This is a genomic window from Lelliottia sp. 489, assembly GCF_050435885.1.
GTDB classification, from domain to species: Bacteria; Pseudomonadota; Gammaproteobacteria; order Enterobacterales; family Enterobacteriaceae; genus Enterobacter; species Enterobacter nimipressuralis.
Map to the genome: position 1 here is coordinate 399466 of NZ_JBNDLC010000004.1, position 17259 is coordinate 416724.

Consider the following 17259-nt stretch of genomic DNA (forward strand, 5'->3'; position numbering starts at 1 on the left):
AACCTGAATTAGCAGGCAATCAATCATTCACGGAATACGCAGAGTCGCAGATGCACCCGCAATCGGGGCGGAGAGATGACGCGAGGCGGCCAGCGGCGCACCGGACGATGGGGTACGGCGGCCAGCACCGCCAGGACCAGGGTGATGGCAAACAGCGCGCCTTCAAACATGATCGGCGGTGTTGCCAGCAGGGATTTGGCACTCAGCTCGCAGGGGGTGACCGGGGAATCGCTGTCGCCAGTCTGCTCTACCGTTTGCTGAGCCACGGAAGCGGCGTTCATCACCAGCGCATGCAGCCCCGCCATGCGCTGGGTGGTGCAGACAAGCACCACCAGACATGCCAGAGCGACAAGAAGAAAAGCTTTACGCTGACGGGGGATCATAGACGCCTCAATCAAATTCAGGCGGATATCTTAGCGGCAAAAAAGGCGCTGTGCTGTAAAGAAACGTCGTGATGACAAATTTAACACTTACCTTTTTGTACGTACTTACTAAAAGTTAGTAAGAGTGGTAATGTTCCTTCATACCATGCAAACAACGAGGAAATAACTCATGATCGCAATTACCGGCGCAACCGGCCAGCTTGGCCAACACGTTATCAACAACCTGCTTAAAACCATTCCTGCCAGCGAGATCGTGGCGATTGTACGTAACCCGGCAAAAGCCGATGCCCTGAGCCAGAAAGGCATTACCGTTCGCCAGGCGGATTACACCGACCAGGCCGCGTTTACCACCGCCCTGAGCGGCGTGGAGAAACTGCTGCTGATCTCCTCCAGCGAAGTCGGCCAGCGTGCGACCCAGCATCAGAATGTTATCAACGCGGCAAAAGCGGCGGGCGTGAAATTTATCGCCTACACCAGTCTGCTCCATGCGGATAAGTCGCCACTCGGCCTGCGCGATGAACACATCGCCACCGAAAAGGCGCTGGCTGAGTCCGGCATTCCTTACGCCCTGCTGCGTAACGGCTGGTACACCGAAAACTATCTTGCCAGCGCACCACCGGCCCTGGAGCATGGCGTGTTTATCGGCGCGGCGGGTGACGGCAAAATCGCCGCAGCCACACGCGAAGATTATGCCGCTGCAGCGGCGAAAGTGATCGCGGAAGAGGGTCATGCAGGCAACGTGTACGAACTGGCTGGCGACACGGCGTGGACGCTGAGCGAACTGGCTGCCGAACTGAGCAAGCAGAGCGGAAAACCGGTGACCTATCAGAACCTGAGCCAAGCCGATTTCGCCGCCGCGCTGAAAAGCGTGGGCTTACCGGCCGGGCTGGCGGATATGCTGGCAGATTCCGATGTCGGTGCCTCGAAGGGCGGTCTGTTCGACGACAGCCGTACCTTGAGCAAACTGATCGGTCGCCCGACCACGCCGCTGGCTGAGAGCATCAAAGGCATTCTGTAATTGTTAAGCGGTGGTTAATTTTAGTGGCATCCCCGTGGGTCATCTCTGATAATGAAAAGATGACCCACCTGGAGGCTCACCGTGCAAGGCGTACCCGAACAGTTCATCGATGAGAGAGACAGCGCGCGCTTTCGCCATCTGGCGCAGGTGCCGGGCGTCGAACTGTATCATGCGCATATCTCACGTTACGCCTTTGAACCTCACACCCACGAAGCCTTCGGGATCGGCGCGATAGAAGCCGGAGCCGAACGCTTTCGCTATCGTGGCGCGCAGCATGTCGCGCCTGTTCACTCTGTTGTCACCATGAACCCCGACGAGTTGCACACCGGCGAGGCCGCCACTGAAGACGGCTGGCGCTACCGGATGGTCTATCTCGATCCCGATCTGCTCGAAGAGGTGACCGGCATTCGCCACTGGTGGTTTAGCGACGTCACGCGCCACGACCCGCTACGTTCGCAGCAGATCTGTCAGCTGATTTACGGACTGTGGCACACGGACGATCCGCTGGCCCAGAAGGGCTTACTGCTGGATCTGATCGAGACATTTCAGCCGCTGGCGCGCCATGCTCCGGTCATTCAGGAAGGGGCGCATCGCTTCGAGCGGGCGCGCGAGTATCTGCACGACAACTATATGCATCCGGTGACCCTGGATGAGCTGGCGCGCGTGGTCTCGCTGAGTCCGTACCATTTCCAGCGCCAGTTCAAAGCGCACTTTCACGTGACGCCGCACCAGATGCTGATGGCGATCCGCCTGTGGCGCGCCAAAGCGTTTCTCACCCTCGGCATGCCGGCCGCTGAAGTGGCCGCCGCGACCGGGCTGACCGATCAGTCTCATCTCACCCGCGCCTTTACTCATCGCTACGGCATTACCCCCGTTCGCTATCAGAAGCAGGTCGTACGGCGCTAATGCGCAATCTCATACAATATTCCCGGCGGACCTCTTTCTACACTGTGCGCAGGTTTCTCTGACGTGGATGGCAAAATGATTAGCGGCGTGTTGTATGCCCTGCTGGCGGGTTTGATGTGGGGATTAATTTTTGTCGGCCCGCTCATTGTGCCGGAATACCCGGCAATGTTGCAGTCGATGGGGCGCTATCTGGCGCTGGGGCTTTTCGCCCTGCCGCTGGCGTGGATTGGGCGCGCTCGCCTGCGTCAGCTAACTCGCGGCGACTGGGCCACCGCCCTGGGCCTGACCATGATGGGCAATCTGATCTATTACGTTTGTCTGGCCAGCGCCATTCAGCGCACCGGCGCGCCCGTGTCGACCATGATTATCGGCACCCTGCCGGTGGTGATTCCGGTGTTCGCCAACCTGCTCTATAGCCATCGCGACGGTAAACTGGCGTGGTCGAAAATGCTGCCTGCGCTGGTGTGTATCGCCATCGGTCTGGCGTTCGTCAACATCGCCGAGCTGCGTCATGCGCGTGTCGATGAGTTTGACGGATGGCGTTACGGCTCGGGGATTTTGCTGGCGTCGATCTCCGTGGTCTGCTGGGCGTGGTACGCCCTGCGTAACGCCCGCTGGCTGCGGGAAAACCCGGATAAGAATCCGATGATGTGGGCCACCGCCCAGGCGCTGGTGACGCTGCCGGTATCGCTGCTCGGCTACGTGGCATCTTGCTGGTGGCTGGGGCTTCAACAGCCGGAGTTTGCCCTGCCGTTCGGGCCGCGTCCGTGGGTGTTTGTCGGCCTGATGGTGGCGATTGCGGTGCTGTGCTCGTGGGTAGGTGCCCTGTGCTGGAATATCGCCAGCCAGAAATTGCCGACGGTGATTCTCGGGCCGTTGATTGTTTTCGAAACCCTGGCCGGGCTGCTTTATACCTTCCTGATGCGCCAGAGCGTGCCGCCACTGTTAACGGGGTGCGGGATTTTGCTGCTGGTGGTGGGGGTGGTGATTGCCGTCAGAGCGAAGCCGGAAAAACCGACGGTGGTGACGGTTTCGCATGTTTGACACCACGCCCGGAAAGCGTCAGGGCTTTCCGGGCGTGGATTGTAGTAGCCGGATGGGCGCAAGCGCCCTCCGGCCTCTGTCAGAAGGTTTCCCAGTTCCCGTCAACCATCGCTGCTGCGGGTTTGGCTTTTGCGACGTAGGTTTTCACCGGTGCCGCTTTTACCGCCTGACCGCGAGTGATTTTAAACACCGCGACCGCTTCGTTCAGGCGCGCCGCCTGATCTTCCAGCGCCGCCGCGGCTGCCGCTGACTCTTCCACCAGCGAGGCGTTCTGCTGAGTCACGCGATCCATCTCGGCGACTGCCTGCCCGACCTGATCGATACCACGGCTCTGCTCGTCGGACGCCGAGGCGATTTCGCCCATGATATCGGTCACGCGGGTGACGGCATTCACGATCTCAGACATGGTCTCCCCGGCCTGATTCACCAGTGCAGAACCGGCGTTGACGCGATCGCCTGAATCATCGATCAGCGCTTTGATCTCTTTCGCGGCCTGAGCGCTACGCTGGGCCAGAGTACGAACTTCCCCTGCCACGACTGCAAAACCACGGCCCTGCTCACCTGCACGCGCCGCTTCTACCGCCGCGTTGAGAGCCAGGATGTTGGTCTGGAAGGCAATGCCGTCGATCACGTTGGTGATCTGGGCAATTTTGCTGGAACTGGTGGCAATCTCATCCATCGTGCGCACCACGCCTTCCACCACGCTGCCGCCTTTTTTGGCGGTGGTTGATGCATCCAGCGCCAGTCGGGACGCCTGACGGGCGTTATCGGCGTTTTGCTTCACGGTGGCGGTCAGCTGTTCCATGCTCGCGGCGGTTTCTTCCAGCGACGCCGCCTGCTGCTCGGTGCGGGAGGAGAGATCGTTGCTGCCGGCGGAAATTTCACCTGCGCCCGTATAGATTGTGTCAGCCCCTTCGCGCACCACGCCGACGGTGTTCGCCAGTGCGGTTTGCATCTCTTGTACGTTACGCGCCAGTACCGCCATTTCGTTCTTCCCCTGGGCGTCGATCGGCTGCGTCAGATCGCCTGCCGCAATCGCGCGGATATGGCTGATCACATCATGCAACGGAAGCAACAGCACGCGGCGCATCGCAATCCAGCTGGTAATAATAACGGCTGCGACCACCACCATAATGGCGGAGAGGATCCACAGGATACGCGTGTAGTCGCTTTCATTGTCCTGAATGCCTTTGCTGGTCAGCTTCGCCTGCGCTTCACGCCACTCGCGATACACCTTTTGCATCGCGGTCTGCTTTTGCTCGGCGTTTTGCTTGAACATATCTTCCAGGTTGCCCTGTGCCAGTAAGGTGTTCATTTGCGTCAGGGTGGAGGAGTAGACGCGGTACTGCTCTTCCAGCTGTTTGGAGAGGTTTTCGTCCATTCCCGGCGTTTCCGGCAGGGCGTAATATTTATCGTAATGACCCTGCGCTTCCGTCAGCAGGTTTTTCGCGGTAGCGACCAGCTCATTCAGCTGCCCGCCGTTAATCTGGCTCGCCACGCTGCTCTGCAAGCGGAGCATTCCACGGTTGAGAGTGACGCGCGCCTGGTTGAGGCTGATCCAGGCGTCAGTAAATTCCGCGACGTTCTGGCTGGAGAGCTGAGAGACGGTGAAATTGTCTTTGTCATTATTCAGAGCATTGATGAATACCCCGGCGGAGATCAGCTGAACGGCGCCCAGCCCGAGCAACACCGAGATTAAGAGGGTGATGACTTTTATACGTTTAAACATGCGATGCCTTTAGTTATCTGCAGGATTTTATCTGACCTGTATCTATCGGCAGGGGCGCGGGGTTGTTTAACGCCTTCTCCGGCATGAGAAGCCCATTCGCGGAATTTTTCAAATCCATTCAGCAGGTTAATACATCAAAATAAATGTGACGGATCTCTCATTTTCGCCGCTGCCCCCAAAGGGTTATAGCTTCACCATAAAGATGCATTTAAAATGCATCTTATATTCTTAATGATGAGGTAACGACGATGGCCTTCCGCGACCAACCTTTAGGCGAGCTGGCGCTCTCCATCCCACGCGCATCTGCGCTGTTTCGTAAATACGATATGGACTACTGCTGCGGCGGGAAGCAAACGCTGGCGCGTGCGGCATTGCGTAAGGCGCTGGATGTTGATGCGATTGAAGCTGAGCTGGCGCAGCTGGCCGAACAGCCCATCGAGAAAGACTGGCGCAGCGTGGCGCTGGCGGAAATCATCGACCATATCATCGTGCGTTACCACGACCGTCACCGCGAACAGCTCCCGGAACTGATTCTGCAGGCAACCAAAGTTGAGCGTGTGCATGCCGATAAAGCCTCCGTACCGCGCGGCCTGGCGAAATACCTGACCATGCTGCACGAAGAGTTATCCAGCCACATGATGAAAGAGGAGCAGATCCTGTTCCCGATGATCAAACAGGGCATGGGTACGCAGGCGATGGGACCGATCAGCGTCATGGAGAGCGAGCACGACGACGCGGGCGAACTGCTGGAGGTGATCAAACACACCACCAATAACGTGACGCCGCCGCCAGACGCCTGCACGACCTGGAAAGCGATGTACAACGGCATTAACGAGATGATCGACGATCTGATGGAACACATCAGTCTGGAAAATAACGTCCTGTTCCCGCGTGCATTAGCCGGGGAATAAAAAAAGCCCGGTCGCGTGAACGCTTACCGGGCCTCTGTTTTGTGCCTTAGTGTGCCGGAGAGGCGAAAGGCGCCTCCGGCAACAGACTTAGCGCATGCCTGCCATACGTTTCTTACCGATAAACAGCCAGCCTAACCCCAGCGCAATGAACCACAGCGGCGTCACGATCAGCGCCTGACGGGTGTCATCTTCCAGCGTCAACAGAACCAGCACAAACACGAAGAACGCCATACAGACCCAGCACATCAGCTTGCCGAGCGGCATCTTGTAGATGGATTTCTCATGCAGCTGCGGACGCTGTTTGCGGTACACTAGGTACGAGCAGAGGATGATGGTCCAGACAAACATGAACAGGATCGCGGAGACCGTGGTGATCATGGTGAAGGCGCCAATCACACTCGGGTTGACGTACAGCATCACCACACCGCCCAGCAGGCAGATGCAGGAGAAAGTCAGCCCTTTCGCCGGTACGGCACGTTTGGAGAGCTTCGCGAAAGCGCTGGGTGCCACGCCTTCCTGCGCCAGACCGAACAGCATACGGCTGGTCGAGAACACGCCGCTATTGGCGGAAGAGGCCGCCGACGTCAGCACCACGAAGTTAATCAGGCTTGCCGCAGCAGGCAGACCAACCAGCACGAACAGTTCTACAAACGGGCTTTTGGTTGGAACGACGGAGCTCCACGGCGTCACGGACATAATGACGATCAGCGCGAAGACGTAGAACATGATGATACGAATCGGGATGGAGTTGATTGCGCGCGGCAGGGATTTCTCCGGATCTTTGGTTTCCGCAGCGGTGGTGCCCACCAGCTCAATACCCACGAAGGCGAACACCGCAATCTGGAAGCCAGCAAAGAAGCCGCTCAGCCCTTTCGGGAACCAGCCGCCGTCATTCCACAGGTGTGTAAAGGAAGCCTGCACGCCGGTCGGTGACTGGAAGTGCGTCAGCACCATCACCAGCCCCACGACAATCAGCCCGACGATGGCGACGATTTTGATCATCGCAAACCAGAACTCCATCTCACCAAACATTTTTACGGTGGCGAGGTTAAGGCTCAGCAGCAGGACGATCACCGCAAGGGACGCCACCCAGTCGGAAAGACCGGGGAACCAGAACTGCGCGTAGGCGGTGATGGCGACAACGTCAGCCATGCCGGTGACCACCCAGCAGAACCAGTACGTCCAGCCGGTAAAGTATCCCGCCCAGGGGCCGAGCAGGTCAGAAGCGAAGTCGCTAAAAGATTTGTATTCGAGATTCGAGAGCAGCAATTCACCCATTGCACGCATCACGAAGAACAGCATAAAACCGATGATCATATAGACGAAGATGATCGACGGCCCGGCAAGACTGATGGTTTTGCCCGACCCCATGAACAGCCCTGTGCCGATGGCACCGCCGATGGCGATAAGCTGAATATGACGGTTTGTGAGATTGCGCCTTAGCGACTGTTCAGACGAAGCCTCTTCGTCGGCAACGACTTTTACCTGATCTACCATGTGTTTTTTTCCTGTTATGCCTGTCTGTGTTGTTAAGGCTCTTCTGGCCTTTAGTTACGTCATGATGTGACGGTCCCTTAAAAAGGACTCATCGATAGTAGGTAAGAATCGGCGGGATGAATACTATGAAATAGATATTATGTTAATAATATGTTTAAAGTGAGTGTCATATCACTCATACAACGCGAAACAGCTCACAAAAATACACGCAACTCGTAGCTTTGCAAGATAAAATATTGATATCGGCTTAACTATAGGTTTTCTCACTATTTCCCCTCCCGCAGGGGGAGAGGAAATGTGTGTGCCGATTACAGAATTTCCAGCAGCTCGACTTCAAACACCAGGGTGCTGAATGGCGGGATGGACGCGCCAGCGCCACGCTCGCCGTAAGCCAGGTTCTGCGGGATAGTCAGTTCCCATTTGGAACCCACAGGCATCAGCGTCAGCGCTTCGATCCAGCCAGGGATCACGCCGTTGACCGGGAATTCAGCCGGTTCGCCACGGGCGACAGAGCTGTCGAACACCGTACCGTCGATCAGTTTACCGGTGTAGTGCACGCGTACATGGTCAGTACGTGCAGGGATTGCGCCTTCGCCCTGAGTGATGACGCGGAACTGCAGGCCGGATTCGGTGCTGTTCACGCCCTCTTTCTCACGGTTCTCTTCCAGGTATTTCACGCCTTCGGCGGCCATCTCTTCAAAACGCTCGCGACGAACGGCATCTGCACGTTCGTGAACTTCACGCAGTGCGCGATGTACAACGTCTACCGGTACAGCCGGGTGTTTGCCTTCCAGCGCGTCAGCGATACCCGCCACCAGTGCTTCAGGTAACAGTCCTTCCAGGCCGGATTCGCTCAGCTGCTGTCCTACCTGCAAACCGATACCGTAGCTTGCCTGCGCTTCGATAGTGTCAAAAGTCGGGGTGGTCATGGGTTTTCCTTCCATCACATTTAAAGTAGCGGGCAGCATATCAGCCACGCCCTTATGGGTAAAACTTTGTCTTAAGTTAAGATGACAAACTGCGCTGAAACAGAAACAATAGAGGTGACCAGGTGTTTTCCTAAACGTGAGTCACACGAGTCGGGTTTACTACGCCATTCAGGCAGTTAGCAGACTATACTTCTCAGGACAGGATTATAATGATGCGGAGCAGGAGGAGAGCCATGCCCGGGCGATTTGAACTGAAACCTACCCTGGCGAAAATCTGGCATGCGCCGGACAACTTTCGCATCATGGATCCGCTGCCGCCCTTCCATCGCAGAGGCGTGATTATTGCTGCCCTGTTGGTGGTGATTGGGTTCCTGCTTCCTTCTGGCGATGACAGCAGCGATACGCAGCCTGTCACGCGTAATGCGCAGTTAGATATTCAGTCGCAGTCGCGGCCACAGCCCGATCAACAGCCGATGCAAACACAGCTGGTCACGCCGTCAAACGATCCAGGCCAGGTGGCGCCGGTCTCTCCGGAACCGATTCAGGAAGAGCAGCCGCAGGAACAAGCCGCAGCGCCAGTTCAGTCGCAAGCGCAGCAGCCCACTGGTATTGAACAGCAGTGGCGCTCATATCGCGTCGAGCCGGGTAAAACCATGGCGCAGCTCTTCCGCGACCATAATCTGCCACCGACCGATGTGTACGCCATGGCGCAGGTAGAAGGCGAAGGAAAACCCCTGAGTAATTTGCAGAATGGCCAGATGGTACAGATTCGCCAGAACGCCAGCGGCGTGGTGACAGGGCTGACGATTGATACCGGCAGCGGTCAGCAAGTGCTTTTTATGCGTGAGCCAAACGGCAGCTTTATCCGCGTGAAGTAGCCGAAAGCCCGGTCACACCGACCGGGCGTTCATATCAGGCGGTTTTTTTCGCCTTATTCACCCACCAGATCCCCGAACAGACCAGCACCAGCGCAATAGCGTATTTTATCTCCAGAATGTTTTCCCCGAGGAAAATGGCGGACAGCACAGTACCGGCAACGGGAATGACAAAGTTGAAGGGGGCTATCATGCTGACGCGGTTTACTTTGAGCAGCATACTCCACAGGGCAAAGGCCACGGACGAGAGCAGCGTCAAATAGCCGAGAACGGCCACCGCAGCCGTGCTGTGCACTTCCAGCCGCCCACCCGTCGAGTAGCCCCCTACCACCAGCACCAGCCCGCCAATGGCCAGTTGCCACCCGGTCATTACCGTGGGATCGACGGTTTGCGAAATACGTTTCCCGTACAGCGTGGCTGCCGAGAGGATGAGCGCCGCCAGCACCACAAAACCATCGCCGTTCCAGACAAAGTGAAAATCCAGTAATCCGCTGTTGAAATTCACCAGCATCACGCCCGCAAAGCCCAGAATACAGCCGATGGTTTTGTTATAGCTGAGTTTGTCGTTTTGATAGATAAAGTGCGCGAGCAGTACGCTGAAGAAGGTTCCGGTCGCATTCATGATCGACCCTTTCACGCCGGTCGTGTACGCAAGGCCCACATAGAAGAAAACGTACTGGATTGACGTTTGCGTCAGGCCCAGCAGGGTCAGCTGCCCAAACTGCCGTGGCGTGAGCCGGGCGATGGGTTTGCGTTGCGCGAGGGCAAACATCAGCAGTAGCAGGCCTGCAAAGAGAAAACGGTAACCGGCAAAGACCACTTTCGACGGAATATCGTCAGTGGCAATCTGAAAAAGTTCGTAACCGCTTTTGATCGCCGGATAAGAGCTTCCCCACAGCAGGCAGCAGAGCGTGGCGCTGGCGTAGGCGATATTCTTACGGGCAAACAGGGATACGGGCTGAGAGGCATCCATAGCAAATCTCAAAGATAAAATAGCGTTTCAATTATTATCAGGGATTGCGACGGGAATAGCTACCATACAAGTTGAGAGGTGTGATTCTGGCGGGGCTAAAAAACAAAACGCCGGCACAAGGCCGGCGCTTAGACGCTAACTAAGTAAAAAATTACTCAGCTACAACGTTAACAACCAGTTTAGCGAACACTTCGCTGTGAACCTGGAAGTCCACTTCGTGCTCACCAGTGGTACGCAGAACGCCGTTCGGCATGCGAACTTCGCTCTTAGCCACTTCAACGCCAGCTGCAGTTACAGCGTCAGCGATGTCGCGGGTACCGATAGAACCGAACAGTTTACCTTCGTCGCCAGATTTAGACGCGATGGTAACGGTGCCCAGTGCATTGATTGCTTCAGCACGAGCGTTAGCAGCCGCCAGAACGTCAGCCAGTTTGGCTTCCAGTTCAGCACGACGTGCTTCGAAAAACTCAACGTTTTTCTTAGTAGCTGGAACAGCTTTACCCTGTGGAACCAGGAAGTTACGTGCGTAACCCGCTTTAACGTTAACCTGATCACCCAGGCTGCCCAGGTTTGCTACTTTATCAAGCAGAATAACTTGCATTACCTTATCCTCTTAAAGTCGTATTAATGGACCGTGCCCGATTACTGATGACGATCAGTGTACGGCAGCAGGGACAGGTAGCGAGCGCGTTTGATAGCGCGAGCCAGCTGACGCTGATATTTTGCACGAGTACCGGTGATACGGCTTGGGACAATCTTACCGCTTTCGGTGATGTAGTTTTTCAGCGTTGCGATATCTTTATAGTCGATCTCTTGAACGCCTTCCGCGGTGAAACGGCAGAACTTGCGACGACGGAAATAACGTGCCATATGGCTAGTCTCCAGAATCTATCAAATCAATCTGCTCGGCATGCAGAACCATTTTGCTCAGACCGTTCTTTGCCTTGTGGCAAGAGATGAACCCCTGAACGGTGACTGCACAGCCGACCGTTATACTGTGAGTAATGGCCTGGTTTTCGTGTCCGCTAATAATAACGGGCATTTGGCACCACGCCTGCCGGTGAAACCCGGCTTCCTCCTGCACAGAACGATGCTCAAGCACGAACTGGCAATGAGGAATTCCTGATGGGCTGACCTTACGAAGGGGGGTCCTGCACACGGTACCGGACAACACCAGACGGTTGGTCATCAGAAATTACTCTTCAGAATCCCCAGCATCAGAATCATCTGCGGTTTCGTTTGCGAAATCATCGCGACGCTCACGGCGCTCGTCTTTCGCTTTAACCATCGGAGATGCTTCGGTAACTGCGTTCTTAGTACGCATTACCATGCTGCGGATAACGGCGTCGTTGAAGCGGAAGTTAGTTTCCAGCTCATCGATCACTTCCTGCGGAGCTTCAACGTTCAGCAGAACGTAGTGAGCTTTGTGCAGTTTGTTGATCGGGTAAGCCAGCTGACGGCGGCCCCAGTCTTCCAGACGGTGGATCGTACCTTCTGCTGCAGTGATTGCACCAGTGTAACGTTCGATCATACCCGGAACCTGTTCGCTCTGGTCAGGATGGACCATAAAAACGATTTCGTAATGACGCATCGAATTGCTCCTTACGGATTATTCAGCCTCCTGTCTGGGTCAGCCGCGGCCCATGGAGGCAAGGAACGTGTTAAAGGGCGGCCGAAAAATTGACGCGTCATTCTAATTGCGAACCCCCATAAACTCAAGCTGATTGCACAAATAATTCGCACAAAGCGTAAAGCTGGCCTAAGTGGATGATTTAAAATTAGACACATCGGAAAGCGCTACTTTTTTGAACAACAGCATCAGAAATGGTCGCCATTCCACATACTATTAGCGATTACACTTTAATCAGACCCTATCCCAGGCGAATAAGGAGAGGAAAACCGTCACACAGCACGCAGTCGTGGAGCGCATATCATGAAAAAAATCGTAATAGCCATTCTGGCTGCGCTTTTGCTCAGTGCAAACGCGATGGCAGCCATCAAGATCGACGGTCGACAGGCCAGAAATATGGATGATGTGCAGAGCTTAGGCGTAATTTACATAAACCATAACTTCGCCACCGAAAGTGAAGCAGATCAGGCGCTGAATGAAGAGACCGATGCATCGGGCGCAAAGTACTACCACGTCATTTTGACCCGTGAGCCCGGTAGCAACGGCAATATGCATGCAAGCGCAGATATCTATCGATAAGACTTTGACGCTAGCACCAGGAAAGCCAAAACGAGAACATAGCCATAGTTTGACTTGCCCCCTGCCCGGGGGCTTTTTTTATTTCTGCCCGTAATAAGCATCAGGGCCATGCTTGCGCAGATAGTGCTTGTTCATCAAATAGCGATCAATGGGCTGTAGCTGCGGATTGATTCCGCGCGCAATCCACGCCATCTTCGCCACCTCTTCAAGTACTACCGCGTTGTGCACCGCCTCGTGAGCATTTTTGCCCCACGCAAACGGGCCGTGCTGCCAGACGACAATCCCCGGCGTATGCAGCGGCTCGCACTCGCCGATCGTCTCGATGATGACCTTGCCCGTATTCAGCTCATATTCACCCTGTACTTCTGCTTCGGTTAATGGCCGGGTACAGCGAATATCACCGAAGAAATAGTCTGCGTGCGTGGTGCCGAGTGCCGGGATAGCGAGCCCGGCCTGCGCCCAGGCTGTCGCATGGGTGGAGTGGGTATGCACCACGCCGCCGAGGGTAGGATAGCGGCGGTACAGCGCCAGATGGGTTGCTGTATCCGAGGAAGGGTTCCATTTCCCCTCGATAACGTTACCCTCAAGATCCACTACCACCATATCCTCTGGCTGCATGACGTCATACGCCACCCCGCTTGGTTTGATGACCGCCCACCCGCGCACGCGGTCGATAGCACTCACGTTGCCCCAGGTGAACGTCACCAGGCCGTAGCGCGGCAAATCCCTATTCGCGTCATAGACCTGCTGTTTAAGCTGTTGCATGAGCCGCCTCCCGCAATCCCGCCCGCGCCATGCGCTCGCAAACCCAGTCGCGCGCTTTCGCCACTTCGGCTAGTGGGTCGTCTGCCGTTTCGCTCCACATCTCAATCAAATAAGGCCCGCAATAACCGCTCTGTTTGAGTGTCCGGAAGCACTGTTCGAAATCCACCACCCCGGTGCCGAACGGTACGTTTTTGAATACGCTGGGACGTGTATCTTTGACGTGAACAGCCACGATATGCCCGCAACCTGCCTGCAACTCCATTTGTACGTCGTTATCCCACGCCGAGAGATTGCCGATATCAGGATAGATCTGGAACCACGGATTATTGAGATAGTGTGCGTAGCCCAGCGCTTTGCTGATGGAGTTCATCAGCGGGTAATCCATGATCTCCATCGCCAGCGTCACCTGGGCACGGCTGGCCATTTCTACGCTTTGCTTCAGCCCCTCACGAAAGCGACGCCGCGTTTCGTCATTGGCCTCCTGATAATAGACGTCATAGCCCGCCAGCTGGATGACGCGAATCCCGACATCCTGCGCGAAAGTGATGGCTTTACGCATGATCTCCAGCCCCTGGTCGCGAATCTGGTCATCTTCGCTGCCCAGCGAAAAACGGCGGTGCGCACTTAAGCACATTGACGGCACCCGCACGCCCGTTTCCGCCACCGCATTGACCAGCGCCAGCCGCTGTTCACGGCTCCAGTCGAGACGCGCGAGACGAAGATCGGTCTCATCCACCGACATTTCGACAAAATCGAACCCCAACTGACGCGCCAGTTGCAGGCGCTCCCGCCAGCACTCCCCGGCAGGAAGTGCTTTTTCGTAGATCCCGAGCGGGACCTGTTTCGATAACATATCCGCTCCTTATCCCCACAGCTGGGCGATGGAGCGTTTAAACTGACGCGCAGCCTCTACCGGTGAAACCGCATCACGAATGCTGCGCCCGGCAATAAAGACGTGAATCGGAATGCCTTTAAAAAGCGGTAAATCTTCCAGCGCCAGGCCGCCGGTCACCGTCACTTTGAAGCCCATCTCCGAAAGACGTTTAATTGCGCTGATATCCGCATCACCCCAGGCGACCCCTGCGGCCTGCGCGTCGCGGCTGCGGTGATACACCACCTGCTGAATGCCCGCATCACGCCACTCTTGCGCCTGCTCCCAGGTCCAGTAGCCGGTCAGCTCAATCTGCACATCGCCATTAAACTCGTTTGCCACTTCCAGCGCGCCTTTGGTGGTGTTGATATCGGCACAGCAGATCACCGTCACCCAGTCTGCGTTCGCTTCAAAACACATGCGGGAGAGAATTTTCCCGGCGTCAGCGATCTTGGCGTCGGCCAATACGATTTTATGCGGGTATAGCGCTTTCAGGTCACGGACGGCGCGAACGCCTTCCCCGACGCAGAGAATGGTGCCGACTTCGATGATGTCCACCTCTTCAGCAATCAGACGCGTGGTTTCATACGCATGGGCCATCGTTTGGTTATCCAGTGCGACCTGCAACATCGGTAATGACATTTTCAATTCCCTCTTAAACTGCCGCCGCAGTGGCGTGATCGATTAATTCCAGCACTTCCTGCTCGGTACGGCAGGCGCGTAAACGGTCGAAATTGGCTTCATCATCAAACAGGTTAACGATCTGCATGATGCCCACCTCCTGGTGAGTCGTCGCATCGACTGCCGCCAGGGTGATCAGGATATCGACCGGGTCGTTATCTTCATGGTTAAACACCAGCGGCGACTTCAGCGTCACCAGCGCAAAACCGGTTTTTTTAACGCCCTCTTCCGGGCGGCCATGCGGCATAGCCAGACCCGGTGCGATAACAAAGTACGGGCCGTGCTGCGCCACGCCGTCGAGGATGGCCTGGTAATAGCGCGGCTCAACCACATCGGCGTTAACCAGCAAATCGACGCCCAGTTTGACGGCGTCCTGCCAGGTGCTGGCCTCGGCCTGAAGCAGGATGGAATGGTTCTCCGCCAGCGAATCTCGTAATTTCATGACGCGTCCTTATTTGATATCACCAGGGAAGTGCGCTTTGATGACCTCCATCAGCTTCGGACCAAAATCGGCAGCAGAGAGCATGTTGCGCACGCCCACCACATATTTATTGCCCGTCACCGTGATCTCCCCTGCGATATGCGTGGAGGCAATAATCACATCTGCCCCGCTCAGTTCGCTTTTGTATTCGCCCACGGCACAGCTATTTACCGAATGATCAACGCCCTGCCCGGTGAGAAACTGGTCCACTTTCATTTTCATGATCATGGAGCTGCCCTGTCCGTTACCACACACTGCCAGAATACGTACGGTCATAATCAAAACTCCTTATTAAGCAGACTGATCTGCCAGTTGTTTCTCTGCGTCTTCTTCAGCGCGAAGTGCGCGTCCGGCGAAGACCATATAAACCAGTGCAATCAGGATAATGATGGCCATAAATGCGAGCCCGATGGAGGCGAAGCCCTGCATCATCGGCGGCGCCAGAATCGACCAGTCGGCCATGCCCATCCAGGCGCTCATGCCGGTCAGTTTGACCGCCCATACGCAGCCGAAGATTTCGATCATCCCCATCACCAGACAAATCTTCAGCGCCGCGCGCCAGCCGCCGAAGTGGTTAGCAAACACGCCGATGGTGGCGTTAGAGAAGAACATCGGGATAAAGCCGGGAATGATCAGAATGGAGGAGCCGCAGCCAACCAGAATGCCCACGGCAATCAGCTGGCCGATGGTGCCCCACATAAAGCCCCACACCACGGCGTTCGGCGCAAAGCTATAGATTGCCGCACAGTCGATCGCCAGAACGGCACCGGGGATCAGGCGCTGAGAGATACCGTTGAAGGCTTCGGAAAGTTCAGCCACAAACATGCGCACGCCCTGGGTGATGATGAAAATCGCCACCGCGAACTGGAAGCCCGTTTGCAGAATGTAGATAGTCCAGTGGGTTTTGCCGGCCATTGCCTGCACAACGTCAATGCCGAAGGAGAGCAGGATCGCGCCAAAAAAGAGGGTCATGACGATGGCGGTGGAGACAATATTGTCGTGGAAGATATTCAGCCAGCCGGGCAGTTTGAGATCTTCAACGCTCTCCTCTTTCTTACCGAGGTACGGCGCAACTTTATACGCAATCCAGGAGGCAAACTGCTGCTGGTGACCAATGGAGAAACCGCAGCCGTCGGTCACGTCCTGCGTCGGCTTGTACATCATGTTGGAGGTGATACCCCAGTAGAGCGACACCAGCACCGCCGTGCAGATAATGGTGGTCCACATCGGGTAACCGAAGATATAGAAGAAGACGGCAATCAGCCCCGCCTGCTGGAACATGATGTGCCCGGTGAGCATGATGGTGCGAATGCCGGTAATACGCCGCAGCAGGACGAACGTAATGTTCAACGCCAACGCAAGCAGCACCGCATACCCCACCCAGCTGTAAGCCTCGCCCATGCGTTCAATGGTCGCCATCATCGAGGCATAGGTGTCAGAGATGGCACCGTTAATGCCGTAAACTTCCGACATTTTGGCGACAACAGGCTTGAACGTGCTGGTTAATATGCCTGACCCTGCCTGCAGCAACATAAACCCGATAATCGTTTTGATGGTGCCTTTAACAATTACGCTCGCGCTTTTGCGTAACAGGATATAGCCGAGGCAGGTCACAATACCCAACAACAGCGGCGCATTGGTCATTACCTGATTGAAGAAAACGGTAAAGACGCTGTAGAGGATTTCCATAACACACTCCAGAAAGTGAGGGTACGAAGGATAAACTGCGTACAAGAAGTGCCCTCACTCTAGTAATCACAAATAATCACCACAAGATTGCATTTGATTATTTGTGACGCGTCACGCAAATAATTTCCCTGCACTTTATAGTGATTTTCATTCAGCATTCACCATCACAAATTTTTTCTTTAAATTTATATAATTAACTCAACAAGCTAACAATTAAGCCTGTTTGCACGCTCGCGCCAGGCATCCATGCCCGATCCATCAATCAGTAAAATCGCCATTGCAAAGCTGATTTAATGGT

General features: G+C 55.6%; 21 protein-coding genes. 6 read left to right on the plus strand and 15 right to left on the minus strand.

From position 1 onward, the window contains the following. Positions 1–23: 23 nt before the first annotated feature. Positions 24–383, minus strand: coding sequence for a copper resistance protein (locus ABIE11_RS15545; protein WP_102104453.1), 360 nt, complete (start codon positions 381–383; stop codon positions 24–26). A gap of 169 nt (positions 384–552) precedes the next feature. On the opposite strand from ABIE11_RS15545, the gene ABIE11_RS15550 reads away from it, so the two are divergent. The 3 genes from ABIE11_RS15550 (at position 553) to ABIE11_RS15560 (ending at position 3351) form a co-directional block, all read left to right on the plus strand. Then, a complete protein-coding gene (locus ABIE11_RS15550; protein WP_429184837.1) occupies positions 553–1401 on the plus strand; it encodes an SDR family oxidoreductase in 849 nt (282 codons plus the stop codon). 81 nt (positions 1402–1482) lie between these two features. After that, a complete protein-coding gene (locus ABIE11_RS15555) occupies positions 1483–2307 on the plus strand; it encodes an AraC family transcriptional regulator (protein WP_102104451.1) in 825 nt (274 codons plus the stop codon). 75 nt (positions 2308–2382) lie between these two features. Further along, positions 2383–3351, plus strand: a complete 969-nt coding sequence (locus ABIE11_RS15560; RefSeq protein ID WP_429184863.1) for a DMT family transporter — start codon at positions 2383–2385, stop codon at positions 3349–3351. A 79-nt stretch (positions 3352–3430) separates the two neighbouring features. On the opposite strand, the gene ABIE11_RS15565 is transcribed toward ABIE11_RS15560, so the two are convergent. Continuing rightward, entirely contained in the window at positions 3431–5080 is a 1650-nt protein-coding gene (locus tag ABIE11_RS15565; protein ID WP_123429610.1) for a methyl-accepting chemotaxis protein, read from the minus strand. Positions 5081–5328: 248 nt separating this feature from the next. Between ABIE11_RS15565 and ytfE the strand changes: the two genes are divergently transcribed. Then, positions 5329–5991, plus strand: a complete 663-nt coding sequence (gene ytfE, locus ABIE11_RS15570) for an iron-sulfur cluster repair protein YtfE (protein ID WP_129035692.1) — start codon at positions 5329–5331, stop codon at positions 5989–5991. An 87-nt stretch (positions 5992–6078) separates the two neighbouring features. Here the strand turns inward: ytfE and cycA are convergent, their stop codons facing one another. Continuing rightward, a complete protein-coding gene (cycA, locus tag ABIE11_RS15575; protein ID WP_100777871.1) occupies positions 6079–7488 on the minus strand; it encodes a D-serine/D-alanine/glycine transporter in 1410 nt (469 codons plus the stop codon). Positions 7489–7796: 308 nt separating this feature from the next. After that, positions 7797–8417, minus strand: a complete 621-nt coding sequence (fklB, locus tag ABIE11_RS15580; protein ID WP_187469894.1) for an FKBP-type peptidyl-prolyl cis-trans isomerase — start codon at positions 8415–8417, stop codon at positions 7797–7799. A 233-nt stretch (positions 8418–8650) separates the two neighbouring features. Here fklB and ABIE11_RS15585 point away from each other — a divergent pair, with 233 nt between their 5' ends. Beyond that, the gene (locus ABIE11_RS15585) at positions 8651–9295 is read left to right on the plus strand and encodes an OapA family protein (RefSeq protein WP_429184838.1); all 645 of its coding nucleotides are present in this window, start codon (positions 8651–8653) and stop codon (positions 9293–9295) included. 34 nt (positions 9296–9329) lie between these two features. On the opposite strand, the gene ABIE11_RS15590 is transcribed toward ABIE11_RS15585, so the two are convergent. The 5 genes from ABIE11_RS15590 to rpsF form a co-directional block, all read right to left on the minus strand. Continuing rightward, positions 9330–10265 carry a DMT family transporter gene (locus tag ABIE11_RS15590; protein ID WP_181827223.1) on the minus strand — a complete coding sequence of 312 codons (936 nt, stop codon included), beginning with the start codon at positions 10263–10265 and terminating at the stop codon, positions 9330–9332. 151 nt (positions 10266–10416) lie between these two features. Beyond that, on the minus strand, positions 10417–10866 hold the full coding sequence (rplI, locus tag ABIE11_RS15595; RefSeq protein ID WP_059179941.1) for a 50S ribosomal protein L9: 450 nt from the start codon (positions 10864–10866) through the stop codon (positions 10417–10419). A gap of 41 nt (positions 10867–10907) precedes the next feature. Beyond that, positions 10908–11135, minus strand: a complete 228-nt coding sequence (gene rpsR / locus ABIE11_RS15600) for a 30S ribosomal protein S18 (RefSeq protein WP_000135199.1) — start codon at positions 11133–11135, stop codon at positions 10908–10910. A gap of 4 nt (positions 11136–11139) precedes the next feature. Then, complete coding sequence (gene priB, locus ABIE11_RS15605) at positions 11140–11454, minus strand: primosomal replication protein N (protein WP_100777875.1); 315 nt, start codon at positions 11452–11454, stop codon at positions 11140–11142. A 6-nt stretch (positions 11455–11460) separates the two neighbouring features. Further along, entirely contained in the window at positions 11461–11856 is a 396-nt protein-coding gene (rpsF, locus tag ABIE11_RS15610) for a 30S ribosomal protein S6 (protein WP_100777876.1), read from the minus strand. A 342-nt stretch (positions 11857–12198) separates the two neighbouring features. On the opposite strand from rpsF, the gene yjfY reads away from it, so the two are divergent. Next, the gene (yjfY, locus tag ABIE11_RS15615; protein ID WP_100777877.1) at positions 12199–12474 is read left to right on the plus strand and encodes a DUF1471 family protein YjfY; all 276 of its coding nucleotides are present in this window, start codon (positions 12199–12201) and stop codon (positions 12472–12474) included. Between the two features lie 78 nt (positions 12475–12552). Here the strand turns inward: yjfY and ABIE11_RS15620 are convergent, their stop codons facing one another. Genes ABIE11_RS15620 through ulaA form a run of 6 tightly spaced genes read right to left on the minus strand, consistent with a single transcriptional unit; the run spans position 12553 to position 16961 of the window. Then, entirely contained in the window at positions 12553–13239 is a 687-nt protein-coding gene (locus tag ABIE11_RS15620) for an L-ribulose-5-phosphate 4-epimerase (protein WP_429184839.1), read from the minus strand. After that, positions 13226–14092, minus strand: coding sequence for an L-ribulose-5-phosphate 3-epimerase (locus tag ABIE11_RS15625; RefSeq protein WP_429184840.1), 867 nt, complete (start codon positions 14090–14092; stop codon positions 13226–13228). Before ABIE11_RS15625 ends, ABIE11_RS15620 begins: the two co-directional genes overlap by 14 nt. 9 nt (positions 14093–14101) lie before the next feature. Further along, positions 14102–14752, minus strand: a complete 651-nt coding sequence (gene ulaD / locus ABIE11_RS15630) for a 3-keto-L-gulonate-6-phosphate decarboxylase UlaD (protein WP_100777880.1) — start codon at positions 14750–14752, stop codon at positions 14102–14104. A 13-nt stretch (positions 14753–14765) separates the two neighbouring features. Beyond that, a complete protein-coding gene (gene ulaC, locus ABIE11_RS15635) occupies positions 14766–15233 on the minus strand; it encodes a PTS ascorbate transporter subunit IIA (protein ID WP_102104443.1) in 468 nt (155 codons plus the stop codon). A gap of 9 nt (positions 15234–15242) precedes the next feature. Beyond that, a complete protein-coding gene (gene ulaB, locus ABIE11_RS15640; RefSeq protein WP_100777882.1) occupies positions 15243–15548 on the minus strand; it encodes a PTS ascorbate transporter subunit IIB in 306 nt (101 codons plus the stop codon). Between the two features lie 15 nt (positions 15549–15563). After that, complete coding sequence (ulaA, locus tag ABIE11_RS15645) at positions 15564–16961, minus strand: PTS ascorbate transporter subunit IIC (RefSeq protein ID WP_429184841.1); 1398 nt, start codon at positions 16959–16961, stop codon at positions 15564–15566. Positions 16962–17259: the final 298 nt, after the last annotated feature.